Origin of the sequence: Dyadobacter sp. SG02, from assembly GCF_900109045.1 — a bacterium.
Taxonomy (GTDB): Bacteria; Bacteroidota; Bacteroidia; order Cytophagales; family Spirosomataceae; genus Dyadobacter.
This window is the reverse complement of the sequence record NZ_FNYL01000004.1, coordinates 546,028-560,142: the sequence shown is the minus strand read 5'-3', so window position 1 is coordinate 560,142 and position 14,115 is coordinate 546,028. Positions and strand designations below refer to the sequence as shown.

Here is a 14,115-nt window from a genome sequence, read left to right as displayed (position 1 = left end):
ATTGGTTAAGTATTTGAAAACGTAAATATAAGCAGGCAGGGCTAGTTTTGCCGTTCTTCTTCCCAAATCGCCAGCGCCAACCTGATCTGCCCGTAATCGAACCGCTCGTTCAGCAATTCGAATAGCGGCTTTATCGGATCATTTTTTCCGACCTGGATTTCCCCGGCGGCGTCGACGATGGTTCGGTAGGCAGCGGGTTCGATGAGTGATTTCAAATCAATGCCGTGGCCGTCTTCTTTTAGCTTGACCAGATGCGAAATGATCGTAACTGGATTGAGATTACGCTTGTCGGCAATCTCCCGGACGGAATAGCCCTCTTTATAAAGGTCAAAGGTTTCTACGAAAGTCATGCCCTTCACGACGCGCGTGCCGGGTGCATTGTTCTCGCGTGCGAAATCGAGGATTTCATTAATGAATGCTTCGCCATACCGACGGAATTTTTCGGCTCCTACGCCTGACACGGCCTTCATTTGAGCTTCGGAAATCGGTTTCTTCTGGGCCATTTCCGATAATGAGGCGTCGCTGAAAACGACGTATGGCGGCACGCCTAATGTATCGGCCAGCTGTTTGCGAAGCTGGCGCAGGCGTTCGAACAGGGCGTCGCGGATGATTTCCTGCTTCGGTTTGTCCTTGGGTACCAGCTCTTCTTCTTTTGCTTTTCGTTCCGCGAGCGGGATGAATTTGACGAGCTCGATTTGTCTTTCGCCTTTTAATACCTGCCAACTGACCGGGTTCAATTTAAATGAATGCGCTTCGTCATATGCGATATCCATTACGCCGGAGTTCAGCATTTGCCCCAGGTATTCCGACCATTCGTCGCCGCGAAGTTCGTGCCCGACGCCGAAAGTAGGGAGCCGCTCGTAGCCGTGCCGTATTACATTCTGGTTGCGGCTGCCGCGGAGAATATCAATGAGCATACCCATAGCCACTTTTTGTTCCGTGCGGGCGATACCCGAGAGTGCTTTCTGCGCAATGACCGTCGCGTTGAACCTCGTTCGCGGGTTGCGGCAGACGTCGCAGTTGCCGCAGTCGTGATCGACCGGCTCGTTGAAATAGCTTAAAAGAATGCGGCGGCGGCAGATATCGGCCTCGGCGTATTGCTTCATCCGGTTCAGTTTGGCATTCAGAAGCTCCTTTTGCTCAGCCGACTGGTCCGAATTATTGATCATATCCTGCCGGGTAATAATATCCAGGTAACTGTAAAACAGCACGGTATCCGCACTCGCGCCATCGCGCCCGGCCCGCCCGATTTCCTGGTAAAAGCTCTCCACATTTGAAGGCAAATTGTAATGGATCACCCAGCGGACATTTGATTTATCGATCCCCATCCCGAATGCGATCGTCGCGACGATGATTTGAATATCGTCCCTCAGAAAATTTTCCTGCACCTGCGAGCGCTTGTCGCCCGTCATACCCGCGTGGTAGTACGCGACTTTAAACCCCGCTTTTTGTAAACTGGCAGCGACGGTTTCGGTACCTTTCCGGCTGAGGCAGTAGATAATGCCCGGCTGGCCGTCGTGTTTATTGAGGAAGCGCTGGATTTGCTCGATACGTTTTCTTCCGGGCAGTACATTGAGGCTCAGGTTAGGCCTGTCGAAGCTGGAAATGAACGTCTCGGCGTGTTCGATATTGAGTTGTTTCAAAATGTCGCGGCGTGTGACACGGTCGGCGGTAGCGGTGAGCGCGACGATCGGGACGTCGGGGAACCGCACTTTCAACAGGTTCAGCTGGCGGTATTCCGGCCGGAAATCGTGGCCCCAGGAAGAAATACAATGCGATTCGTCGATCGCGAAAAGCTGCACGTTCCATTCTCGGAGCAAATCAAATGTATTTCCTGCAAAAAGCCTTTCGGGTGCGATGTAAAGGAGTTTCAGCTCGCCCAGCTTGATTTGCCACATGATCTGGTCCTGTTCGGCCCCGGAAATGGTGGAGTTAAGGAATGCGGCCGTGATACCATTCCCGCGCAATGCTTCTACCTGGTCCTTCATCAGGGCGATCAGCGGGGAGATTACCACCGTAAGTCCTTCGCGGAGCACGGCCGGAATCTGGAAACAGACCGATTTACCGCCGCCGGTGGGCATGAGCACCATACAATCGCGGTTAGCCATGACGGTGTCGATGATTTCGGATTGCTGCGGGCGAAAGGAGTCGTATCCGAAATATTTCTTTAATGCTTCAAGTTTGTTAATGGACATGGTGTACTGATTAATGTTCTTTACTTCAAAAATTTCCTTTCGCGCTGCAAAAATAGGCTTTCAAAACTGATACATCACCTGCAACTTTGCCTCGCTGCGTTTGTTTCCATCGATTTCGTTGAGTCCCGAACTGATCTTTTCAATGTCGGAATACCGCGTTTGCGACCAGCGGAGCCATATTTTGAGCTGTTTGGTGACCGCATAGCGCAACATTAAATAATGCCTGGTACCCGTGTTGTAATAAGCCGGAATCGAGAATGCGTAGAGCATATCTTTCTCATACACATATTGCCGGCTGTCGTAATCATCCGTTTTAAAAAATGCCGCACGGGCGCTGATTTCTAGTTTTGAAAGATGCCAGGTGACGTCTTGTACGATCGTGAGGCCGTTCGAGCCTTTGGAAGGCTTGTTTTTTAATCCACCATATTGCAGCCGCGTCCGGAAGGCACATTTGAGCGGAATTTCATAGTCGATATTGAACATTGCCGTCCGTTTGACGGACCAGTTCAGCGAGGGCGCATTGCTTTCTGCCGCGGGATCATTCACCTGCTTATGTTTTTCATGAAACAGGAGGTAGCCATTCAACCGCTTCGAAGATTTCCAGAGCAAATGCAGAAAATAATCGAAGCCACGGGAAGGTTTATCGACCTGATATTTTAGCCACGGAAACCGGAAATAGTCGAAATAGGCACTCCATTGCCATTTGCGGGACGGCGACCAACGTACGCCGGTATAAGCGCCACGTTCGTTAATGGGCCGTGTAGCCTCGCTGATCGGATTGCCGTAAAACGTGTGAAAATCGCGGGCATAATGCCGGGCCATTACCGAAATATCGACTCTCCTGCCGATACTTGCGATCATTCCGCCGATAGCACCCGTCCCACCGCTTTTTGAAATAGCCGTTTCTCCAAAAAAACGCATGTTTTGCCAGCGGTAGTCGCCATGCAGGCCTGCGATGAGATTTTGTTTGCCTGAAAATTCGTAGCGGTTATAAGGCAAATCGCGCTTCCGAATATAGGAATTATAAATCGTATGCAGCATCGTCAGTCCGATCTGGCCTTTTTGGGATGAGAATCGATGTACGAAATGCATTCCCATATTTTGCTCACGGAGTATATGATGCTTTTCAATTTCCGAAGGAGTTCTGTGGTAACCGGTAATGGGTAGCGAGGTGGTAATGCCTGAATAAATGCTGTCCGGCTCCTGGGTAGCGTCGCGTTTTGTTTTGGAAATTAAAATGGTCAGATCGGTGCGGGTAGTAATGCTCCACGAAGCAGCAACGCCGCGGAAGAAATTTGCCTCGGTAGTCGAAGTGTATGGTTTCAAACCGGTTGTACTTCTGTAAACCGTTCTGATTACTTCCGATCCCTTGCCAAGTGAAAATCCCGCTCCGGTGATCATTCCCTGACCTGCCTGCATTTGAAAGTCACCAATAATCAAACTTTTAAGCCTTCCCCGGTGGAGGATCTGTGCATGAAAGGAAGTGTAATCAATACCGAAAATCTGCTTCCGCGCATTCCAGTGCCATATTTCTTCGCCGGAATCTTTCTCCAAAGTAATTCCAATGCTGTAAGCTCCGCTCCTCGCGTTGCGGTAACGGAGGTACCCATTGAATGGCGAACCCTGATAACGCGTAACGGAATTGGAGTTTGAATCCAGCGGTGCAAAACCTTTCTGACGTTCTATTAATTTACCCGAACGAATCATCAGGAAATGCTGACCAGGATTTTTCAATGCCTCCTGAATAGAAACTGCTTTGGTACTGATCGTTACGAATGGTAACAGCTTTCGAATGGTGTAAATATCGAAACCTGGAATGGCCTGTAATTCGTAAAGTGAGAGCAATGCACCGGCCTTGGCGCGGTAATCGAAGAACGCACGGAGCTGTTCCTCATTTAAAATGAATGTAGCGGCAAGGTCATCGGGCGTGGCAATATTGAGGTCGAGCGGACTGGCGTAGAGCTGCAAAAGCGCTTCGTAAAGTTCCTCGGAGTCGTCTGGCGGGACGGGGAACAGCTCGGCAATGAATTGATTAATATCGATTTCGGGCCGTGGCGGTTCCTGCGCGATGGCCAGGAGTGGAATGCAAATGCCGAGCAATAGGGTAACGTACAGGGAATAACCGGCAGGAAACCCTTGAAGATCAAAAGCGTATGTGATTTTCATCGATCTCAGCATACGCTTTTGATATGAATGAAAAGGTTAGAAGGCTTTCAGACTTAAATCCAGACTTCGCGCCTGATGCGTGAGCGCACCGCTGGATATCCCATCCACACCGGTTTCGGCCACTGCGCGTAATGTTTTTTCGGTAATGTTGCCCGATGCCTCCGTTTCGTACCGCCCGCCGATCCGCTTCACCGCTTCCCGAAGGTCATCCAGCGAGAAGTTGTCGAGCATAATGATATCGACGTTGCCCACGCGCAGCACTTCGTCCACCTCGGCGAGGTTCCGCGTTTCGATTTCGATTTTCAGCTTCCGGCCGGTTTCTTTCAGGTATTTGTTAGCCCCGGTAATGGCCGCTTCGATGCCGCCGGCGTAATCCACGTGATTGTCCTTCAACATAATCATGTCGTAAAGGCCCATCCGGTGGTTTACCGCGCCGCCGATTTTCACCGCCATTTTCTCAAACAGCCTGAAATTCGGGGTCGTTTTACGGGTATCGAGCAGTTTTACGGGCAAATCCTTGATCAAATCCGACATTTGCCGTGCATAGGTGGCGATACCACTCATGCGCTGCATAATGTTCAGCACCAGCCGTTCGGCTTTCAGGATCAGACGTGCGTTTCCTTCTACCGTCAAAACAATGTCTCCTGTTGATACGACGGAACCGTCAAAAAGTAACACATTAATTTTCGGAAGGGGGTAACCGTAATATTTTGCGGTCTCATCGAAGATGATCTGCGCCACTTCCACACCCGCGAGTACGCCGTCCTGTTTCACCAGCAACTTGGCGCGCTTGGTAGCATTCTCGGGGACGCTGGCGAGGGATGAATGGTCTCCGTCACCGATATCTTCCAGCAATGCGAGCCTGAGAAGATTCCGGAGTTCGTGTGGGTCAGTTTCCATTTGGGTTGAAATTAAAATCAGTAGGTTTGCTGCCGGTACGCCATATTATAGCGGATGGCAATCGAAAAAATGTTGGAGTTCGTAGCCACTTTCGCGTCCTGCGAGGTCACTTTCCGCATCAGATATCGGCCATCGAGGAACAGGTTGTGCGCTAGCGAATAAGAGAGGCGTAAATCCGTAAACAGGGTTGTCGCTTTAATGCCCTGCCCGATTTTCTGGTTAAGATCGCCTTCCGGTGTACCGTGGCCGGTGCGTGTTTCGTAGCTTTTCGAAATATCGCCGCCATAATTTTTAGAAGGATCGTCGCTGGGGTTTTTACCCTGCATCGCCGACATGACGGTGCCGTAAATCGACAGCCTCGGCGTGGCTTTATATCTGATAATCCCTAAATACTCCCGGAAATTGGCGCCCAGCGGGTGCGCGAGCGCCTGCCCGTAATGCATGTAATTACGCCCGCCGTCCTTGTGAGAGTACGTATAGGGGCGCACGACGTTGTATTCCGCCTGCAAATCCAGGTTAGGTATGCCAAATGCATCCACATATTTGGCACCGAGCTGGAAGCTGTATTTATTGGTCCAGGAGCCGCTGCCGTTGAAAAGGTATTTGGTTAGAAATTCATCCAACACAAACTGGCTGTAAATGGAAGCGGTTTTGCCCACGAGCCAGCGGAAATCAAAACCGAGCAATGCATTATCCTGGCTACCGATGTAAGACTCCACATAACGATAGAATATGATGGGATTCAGGTAATTAAGGTCGTAACCACCGCCTACGGAATCGCGGTTGAAAACTTCGGCTTCAAATACGCCGAAATTGATTTTGTCGGTCAGGTTAACGCTCAAATGGTGAATGGCCGCAAATTTCTTTTTCCTCAAAAACTCCGAGAATCCATCCTCGCCGCCGTCGATCATGCTGGTCCAGAGGTTGGTATAGTGGAACCGGCCGAGCTGTGTGTCGAGGCGCAGGAAAAGATAAGGACTGCTGTTGTCGGAAAGGATCAGCGAGCGGTAACCGCTGCCGAATGTATTGTAATCGTGCCCGAATTTTACATTAATAGCTTTGAGCGGCCGGAAAGTAATGTAGCCACGTGCCGAAAGGAAGTCGTTGCCGTGGTTGCGCGTCGCTTTCGCCAGACCTTCGCCCGGGAAGCTGTATTTGGGCGCAAATGCATTCACATAACGGGGAAAACGGCCCTGGTTATCGGAAACAAAAGTGTAAAAACCCAGCTTGTCGTTGATCATCCCCCTGATCTCCACCCCGCGACCGGTAAACCAGAGCGTCTGATGCGACGTGGTGTCGTAGCTATTGTCTTTTCCGATGAAATTGGTGGTAGTAAAATTGAAATGCAGGTCGAAATCTTTATTGTGAATGCTGTACAAATCGGCGGGATGGTGGAAGAACTTCCGTTTCTGTCCCGGCGGTGGCGATTTGAACCAGCCCAGTCTTGCAAGTTTGTTGTATTTGGCCGAGTCGGTGGAAATCATGCCGTTGGTCCATTCCCAGCTATCCTCGCGCAGGTAATCGATCGTTTCCCAGTCGCGGTCGGTAAGATCAACGGTGCCTTCTTTTAAAATGGAATCGGTGAGCGCCACCACGGCTTTGCGTTCGAATGGCTTGGCATTGGAATGAAAGCCTTCGGAAAATTTGCCTCTTTTGATTTCCAGACGATCAATGAGATGGTAATAGTCGTCGTTTAGCGGAACGAATGCACTTTGCGCGTGTACGTATGCTGAGGATACCAGTGTTAAAAACAGTATTTTAAAATGCCGGATAATTCCTTGATACATAGGCAACAAAAATCTTCTGGTGCGGCAATATGAGCTCTTGCGCTGAATTTTTAGAAATAGTCTTCCAAATTACGTCAATGAATTTGTATTATCTTGCATGGAGTAGTCTAAAAAACTGTCGCTCCCATGTTTTTACTTTCCCAAAAACCTTCCATAGCAGATCATTACCTGGCCGAATTGCGTGACGTAAATTGTCAGAAAGACCGGATGCGGTTTCGCCGGAATATGGAACGGGTGGGCGAGTTGCTGGCCTACGAAATGTCCAAAACGCTCACTTTCAAAACGGAGAAAGTAGAAACGCCGCTCGGTACCGCGCCGTGCCGCTCCATGTTGCAGCCGGTCGTGCTTGCTACCATTCTGCGCGCCGGGTTACCTTTCCACCAGGGTTTTCTGAACATTTTTGATAAGGCCGATAACGCATTCATTGGGGCTTACCGTGGGCATCATATCAATGCGGAGGAGGAGTTTACGGTTGAAATGGACTACATTACCAGCCCCGACCTTACCGGAAAAATCCTGATCCTGATCGATCCGATGCTGGCGACCGGCCGTTCGATGGAGAAGGTTTACCATGCATTGCTACGCTTCGGAATTCCTTCGCAAACACATATTGCTTCCGTTATCGCAAGTCCCGAGGGAGTTCAGTATCTGCAACAAAGGATTCCTCAATGCCGCCTCTGGCTCGGTGCGGTCGACCAGAAGCTCAATGAGCAATATTATATAGTACCAGGCCTCGGCGACGCCGGCGACCTGGCTTACGGGGAGAAATAACTTCTGCGCTGCTCAGTTGAGCAATTCATCGAACATAATGGACACATAGTACGTGCTACCCACGTTCGGGCTGCCGTATGACTGAAAGTACGACTTTCCGAACAGATTCGTACCGCCGACTTTGATGATCGATTTGATCACGGGCACTTTCAGGCTAACCTGCGCGTCGAGGTTGTTGATCGCCGGAACCTTTGTATTCGAAAATACCGGAACATCCGTGGTAGTAGGCACCACAAAGCTCGATTCCCAGGTAAATGCCTGCTGGTGGCGGTACACCACATTGAAACCCCAGGTATTCGAGCTGGTAATGCGGCGCCCGAAATTCACATTGTACCGGTATTTAGGGGTATTGAATTGCGAATATTGCACTTCCGGCGACGGCGTGAAGTCTTTCAACTCATTGTTCGCCACATTCCCGCCGATGTTGAAGCCGTGTGGCAACGCATAGTTCAAACCGATCGCGAAACCGCGCGTGGTAATGGTCTCGGTTGTATTCACAGTCCGAGAAAATCCCTGATAGCTACCCACTCCTATGCCCGATTCGATAGGCAGGCCCGGCGCAGCAGCAGCGGTCGGCACTACGATCACCGTTCCGCCAATCAGGTTTTTGTATTTACTGATATAGTAGTAGGCGTCGATGAACAGCCTTTTCGCGATAATGCCTTTATAACCAATCTCATACGACGCAATGCGCTCAGGTTTCAGCTTGACGGGCTGATATTTAGGTAATTTTCCCAACGCGTAAGCCTTCGCCAGATCGGGGACCAGGCCCGGAACCTGTGCGGCCAGAATGCCGGGAAGTTGCGCCGCAAGCACCCCGGGGAGTGCCTGGTTTACTCCTGCGGTAATGGCAGCCTGAATGGTACCGGGGTCGTTGGGAACAGTACCTGCCGCTACGCCCGCATTCACCTGCGCGGTTACCTGCGTGGTAACAGCCTGCGTGATCGTCGCCGTGGCCTGCTGGGTAACTACCACGGTAGCATATTGCTGTGCGCTTTGCAAAACGGACGGATCGCTCTGCACAACCGCCAGTACCGATGCTTCCGACAGGTTCTGCCGGAGGATACCGCTCGACAGGTTATAACGGGAATCAAACTCCGGCAAGCCGCCTACCAGCGTTCCGGATGGTGTTCTGAGGTCGATATATTGATTTTGGGTGGTTGGAATGCGGAAGCCGGTTTGGTAGGAGAGGCGGATATTGTGTTCTCCAAAAGTGGTAACCGCCGACACGCGCGGTGTAAATTGTCCGTCGAAGTTCTCATTCTTGTCGTAACGGATCGAACCGGTCAGTTTCAAATGGTCGGAGAGCAGGTTTTTCCCAGCCTGAACGAATGCGCCCCATTCATTAATAGGAATCGTACCGTCGCGACCTTCCTTTGTATCGGCAAACAATGTTCCCGCCGAGCGGAGCGTGTAAAGCCGGTAGTTGGCGCCGGCGATCAGTTCCAGGAAGCGGATCTGGTTTTTGAAATTATAAAAGCCTTCCGCGTGGTACATATTGGTTTTATCCGCAAAACCGCCCCCGCCGTTCACAATCGGCATATTCCGGTATTTATCCAACAGTTGGTTAAATGTAGCACTGCCCGGCTGCGGCATTCCCTGGTCGGCAAACTGCCGTGCGGCTACGTGCGCGTCCGCCTCCGCCACACCCTGCCCGCGTGCCTGCACGTACGCACCCACGTATTGCCCGAACCACGTATTGTTCGGCTTGATTTCGCCCAGCATGGAAACCGCCGCGAGGCCCGACAAATATGATTTGCCCGACCGTTCCTGCGTGGTGTAAGCCCGCACGGTAAAATTGTCGCCCCGCAGTTCGAGTTTGGCCTGGGTAAGGTTAAAATCGCGCAGCGAATAGCGGCCGGTACCGGTGTAAACCGTCGTTCCGTAGCCGTAATTTACCTGCGCAATGGCTTCCACTTTCTCGTTCAGCCGGTAATGCAATGCGGCATTGGCCTTGAAACTTTTGGTATCGTAATCGACAATATCGCGCTCGCGGAAGCCTGTGCGGCTCACAAATGCATTGGGTACCAGACTTACTGCCGCCTGTGGGATCTGGCCCGCCGCTGCCAGCGCTTTGGCTACCGCATTGATATTGGTCTGGATTTCATCTCCGTATACATTCGTTCCGTCGTAGTCCAGGTCGGTGCCTTTTCCGCGGTTAGGATCGGCATTACCGCCGACATTGAGATTGGTATAGTTGGTAGCTTCCCAATCCTTCGCCTGGATGTACGAAAGGTTGACTTTGAATGCGAATTTGTTATTGAATGCTTTGGCGTACCTCACAGTAGCCTCTGCAAATGGGGTAGTGGCTTTCGAGCGGTTCTTTTCGTGCATGATGCCGCCTTTAAGGTTGGCGCTCAGGCCCTGGTAGAGGAACGGGCTCTTGCTGTTCATCAAAACCAGGCCATTGACTGCATTCGGGCCGTACAGTGCCGATGCCGCGCCGGGCAATACCTCCACGCTCTCGACGTCTAGCTCCGACATTCCTATAATATTGTCGAGCGGGAAGTTGAGCCCGGGCGCCTGGTTGTCCATTCCGTCGATCATTTGTACGGTGCGCGGGTTACCGGTCGCGCCGAAGCCGCGCATATTGACGGATTTGAACAAAACACCCTGGGTGGTCATGTCGATACCTTTCAGGTTGGCGAGCGCGTCGTAAAAGTTGGTAGCCGGCGTGTCGCGAATACCCCTGATATCGAGCTTTTCAACCGCCACCGGCGATTTCATGACACTTTCCTCTACGCGGGAAGCCGAAACCACAATTTCCTTACCGAGCACCGGTTGCTCCACGAGTTGAATAGCCAGGTTGGAGACACTTGCCGTAACCGCGATTTCCTGCGTTTGAAAACCTACCGAACTGACAATAATGGTAAATGGGGGATTCGTGGTAGTGTTCAGGGAAAATTCGCCTTTAGTGTCGGTGATCGTGCCTGCCACTTTGCCTTGTATGCGAATGCTGACGCCGGCCAATGGCTCCTGTGTGACCGATTCGGTGACCTTGCCGGTTAAACTAATCTGCGCGAAAGAATGTTGGCAAAACAACAATGCAAAGAACAAAAACGGCAGATTTCTGAGGGATGCAGAAGTTGGGAGCATAGGTTTCTAATGGGTTGATGTCTGTAACAAGTTACTAATAAATCAATTTTGTTAACATAATATCCTATTTTTTCTTCGGGTATTTATAAAATAAAAATAGATGCCATGGAAAACGAACTAGTTCGATATTGTGAAGTGAATTTAATGCAGCGACGAAAGAATGCTATCGCAGCCATGAACTAACTTTCAGGGACTTTTAATGGCGGGGGGTGAGCATACTGAGTCTTTATCATTAGTTTTGAGGGATTTTATTTAACGTTATAACCAACATACCTTACACAACACAGATGCAGGATACTTATGTGATTATCATGGCAGGGGGCGTGGGGACCCGTTTCTGGCCGTTTAGCCGGACGGATTTCCCGAAGCAATTCCATGATGTGCTTGGCACAGGCAGGACGCTGTTGCAGCAAACTGTCGACCGGTTCGACGGCGTTTGCCCGATTGAAAATGTTTATATCGTAACCAGTCAGGAATACAAGGAGCTGATCAAACAGCAAATTCCCGAACTGACCGACGACCAGATCCTTCTCGAACCCCATCGGCGGAACACCGCGCCCTGCATTGCTTATGCGTGCTACAAAATCGCGGCCCGAAATCCGAATGCGAACGTAGTGGTGGCACCTGCCGACCATATTATCCTGAAAGAAGAGGTTTTCAAGGATACAATTAAAGTGGCGCTCGGCGCGACCCGTAATGAAGATATCCTCATTACGCTTGGCATTCAGCCAACCCGCCCCGACACCGGTTATGGCTATATTCAGTACATTCCCGACAAGCTTACGGTTAAAAAAGTAAAATCATTTACCGAAAAACCGCATTTGGAGCTCGCATTGCAGTTTCTCGACAGTGGGGATTTCGTGTGGAATGCCGGTATTTTCGTCTGGAATATCAATGCATTCAAAAAAGCGCTGACATCCTTCCAGCCCGACATCGCCGAGATTTTCCAGGGTGGAAACGATTATTACTACCTCGATTCCGAAGATGCGTTCATTCAGCGCGCCTATCAGCATTGCGGTAGCATTTCTATCGACAACGGTATTATGGAAAAGGCCGAAAACGTGCATGTGGTACTGGCAAGCTTCGGCTGGTCGGACCTGGGGACGTGGAAATCCATGTACGAAGTCTCGGAAAAGGACGCCAACCTGAACGTAACAGACGGCAACCTGATCCTGCACAATACCACGAACTCGATCATCAAAACACCGAAAGACAAGCTGGTCGTGATCAACGGCCTCGACGGTTTCATCGTCGCGGAGTTCGACGGCGTGTTGTTGATTTGTAAAAAAGACGATGAACAGAAAGTGAAAGAGTTCGTGGCGCAGGCCAAAGAGCTCGATCCCAAATATGTTTGATATGGTTGCTGGTTAATAGCTGCCGTTCGGAAAGCCAGGTCGTTCAGGCCTGGCTTTTGTTGTTTTATTTGGGTAAATTTGATAAACAAGGAATGGAAGCTTAATCGAAACATCTATGTCTAGTCGACGAGAGATAAAAGCGGAATTAATGCAGTTGGTGAATGAGGTTAGTGATAATCGTTTGCATGATTTGCTACTTACTATCCGAGCATTTGCCGACCAAGAGGCTTATGCAAGCTTCGATGATCATTCTCCCGAATTTTTAGAAAAACTCAACCAATCTCTATTGCAAGCCGAAACTGGTCAAGTCTTATCCAGTGAAGAAGTCTTTAAAGAAGTAAGACGTGGCTTACAAGATAGAATGGACTCGACTCGCAAAAGAGGATTACACTGAAATTGTGAGTTACCTTTATGACATTTGGGGAGACCTAAGTGCCGAAAAATTTACTAATAACTTACAGGCCAGCTTGGGTAGGTTGGAAGAATACCCGTTTATCGGCAAGGAGGACAATTTTATACCATCTATGAGAAAATTGGTGCTCGGTAAGCGTCACAGTTTATTTTATACTGTTTATGACGATATTGTCTTAATAATGAATATAAAAAGTACATCAAGAAAGCGCTAGCCTTCTGATTTCAACACCTTCTCAATCTCAAAAAACCGCACATCCGCCTTCACATGCTCCAATATCCTTTGCGAGCGCTCCGGCCTTGCATCGGTAATGAAAACCTGCGCCAAAAAGCCTGTATCAATAAGCTCGATGAGCTTGTGAATGCGCCGGTCGTCGAGCTTATCAAAAATATCGTCCAGCAGCAAAATGGGCGTTTTGCCTTTTTCTTCTTTTAAAAGTTCGAATTGCGCGAGTTTTAATGCGATTAAAAAAGACTTTTGCTGGCCTTGCGAGCCGAATTTTTTGAGCGTTACCCCGTCGATTTCGAATACATATTCATCCTTGTGAACGCCTTTGCCTGTGCGTTGCGCGTGGAGGTCGCGGCTGCGGGCGCGGCGGAATTCGGCAGGGAAATCGGGGCTGGCTACTTCGCTTTCGTAGATTACATCCACTTTTTCGTGGCCGCTGCTCAGGAATTCGTAGTATTTGCAGAATAGCGGAATGAATTTTTGCATGAATGTCGCGCGATACGCATGAATGCGCTGCGAGAGCACGATTAGCGGTTCATTATAGGTTTCGAGCAGGTCTTCGTCGAGGTAGTTGCGCTCGGCGAAGAGCTTCAAAAGGCCGTTTCGCTGGTTGAGAATCTTGTTGTATTGCAGGAAATCGCCCAGGTAACCGGGCACGGCCTGGCCCAGCACGCCATCGAAAAAGCGGCGGCGTTCTTCGCTTCCGTCGCGGATGAGGTCGGTGTCGTCAGGAGCGATCAGGACGACGGGAAACAGGCCGATATGGTCGCTCAGGCGTTCGTAATGCTTTTTATCGGCCATGAAAACCTTCCGCTGGCCGCGTTGGAGGCTGCAAGTGATCTGGATATGCTTGTCGTGCTCATTGAAGACGCCGTCGATCAGAAAGAAATCAGCCGTGTGACGAATGCCGAGCGCGTCCTGGTTGTGAAATGCGCTCTTGGTGAGGGTCAGAAAATAGATCGCGTCGAGCAGGTTGGTTTTGCCGCTGCCATTCTCACCCACGATACAGTTCACATGTTTTCCAAAAGTGAAGGCCTTCTCCTCATAGCTTTTAAAGTATGTAAGACGGAGCTTTTCTAGCCACATGAACTTCTTTGTTATTTAGTTTATGCTTATTTTCGCACATCATTGCGTGAGTACGGCAAAACAGACTCTGTTCATACCATAACTTTAAGACAAAGTTCTGTCTTTATAAACGAGAACCA

10 protein-coding genes are annotated in these 14,115 nt (G+C 50.1%); 4 read left to right on the top strand and 6 right to left on the bottom strand.

Annotation, left to right across the window (positions count from 1 at the left end):
• Positions 1–41: 41 nt before the first annotated feature.
• From recQ to BMW93_RS12510, 4 genes are read right to left on the bottom strand one after another with little or no spacing between them, the layout of a single operon-like run.
• Entirely contained in the window at positions 42–2,195 is a 2,154-nt protein-coding gene (recQ, locus tag BMW93_RS12525) for a DNA helicase RecQ (protein ID WP_090376035.1), read from the bottom strand.
• A 60-nt stretch (positions 2,196–2,255) separates the two neighbouring features.
• A complete protein-coding gene (locus tag BMW93_RS12520) occupies positions 2,256–4,361 on the bottom strand; it encodes a helix-hairpin-helix domain-containing protein (RefSeq protein ID WP_229240394.1) in 2,106 nt (701 codons plus the stop codon).
• 36 nt (positions 4,362–4,397) lie between these two features.
• On the bottom strand, positions 4,398–5,261 hold the full coding sequence (nadC, locus tag BMW93_RS12515; protein ID WP_090376029.1) for a carboxylating nicotinate-nucleotide diphosphorylase: 864 nt from the start codon (positions 5,259–5,261) through the stop codon (positions 4,398–4,400).
• Positions 5,262–5,278: 17 nt separating this feature from the next.
• Entirely contained in the window at positions 5,279–7,048 is a 1,770-nt protein-coding gene (locus BMW93_RS12510; RefSeq protein ID WP_090376026.1) for a capsule assembly Wzi family protein, read from the bottom strand.
• A 126-nt stretch (positions 7,049–7,174) separates the two neighbouring features.
• Between BMW93_RS12510 and upp the strand changes: the two genes are divergently transcribed.
• On the top strand, positions 7,175–7,819 hold the full coding sequence (upp, locus tag BMW93_RS12505) for a uracil phosphoribosyltransferase (protein ID WP_090376024.1): 645 nt from the start codon (positions 7,175–7,177) through the stop codon (positions 7,817–7,819).
• A gap of 12 nt (positions 7,820–7,831) precedes the next feature.
• On the opposite strand, the gene BMW93_RS12500 is transcribed toward upp, so the two are convergent.
• Positions 7,832–10,915, bottom strand: coding sequence for a carboxypeptidase-like regulatory domain-containing protein (locus tag BMW93_RS12500; protein ID WP_090376021.1), 3,084 nt, complete (start codon positions 10,913–10,915; stop codon positions 7,832–7,834).
• Between the two features lie 287 nt (positions 10,916–11,202).
• Between BMW93_RS12500 and BMW93_RS12495 the strand changes: the two genes are divergently transcribed.
• From BMW93_RS12495 to BMW93_RS36260, 3 genes are all read left to right on the top strand, one after another.
• A complete protein-coding gene (locus BMW93_RS12495) occupies positions 11,203–12,270 on the top strand; it encodes a mannose-1-phosphate guanylyltransferase (RefSeq protein ID WP_090376018.1) in 1,068 nt (355 codons plus the stop codon).
• A gap of 115 nt (positions 12,271–12,385) precedes the next feature.
• Positions 12,386–12,664 carry a hypothetical protein gene (locus tag BMW93_RS35425; protein WP_177194076.1) on the top strand — a complete coding sequence of 93 codons (279 nt, stop codon included), beginning with the start codon at positions 12,386–12,388 and terminating at the stop codon, positions 12,662–12,664.
• Positions 12,615–12,896, top strand: a complete 282-nt coding sequence (locus BMW93_RS36260) for a type II toxin-antitoxin system RelE/ParE family toxin (RefSeq protein ID WP_090376016.1) — start codon at positions 12,615–12,617, stop codon at positions 12,894–12,896. The genes BMW93_RS35425 and BMW93_RS36260 overlap by 50 nt, the downstream gene beginning before the upstream one ends.
• Here the strand turns inward: BMW93_RS36260 and recF are convergent.
• A complete protein-coding gene (recF, locus tag BMW93_RS12485; protein ID WP_090376013.1) occupies positions 12,893–13,996 on the bottom strand; it encodes a DNA replication/repair protein RecF in 1,104 nt (367 codons plus the stop codon). The two genes, BMW93_RS36260 and recF, sit on opposite strands and share 4 nt — an antisense overlap.
• Positions 13,997–14,115: the final 119 nt, after the last annotated feature.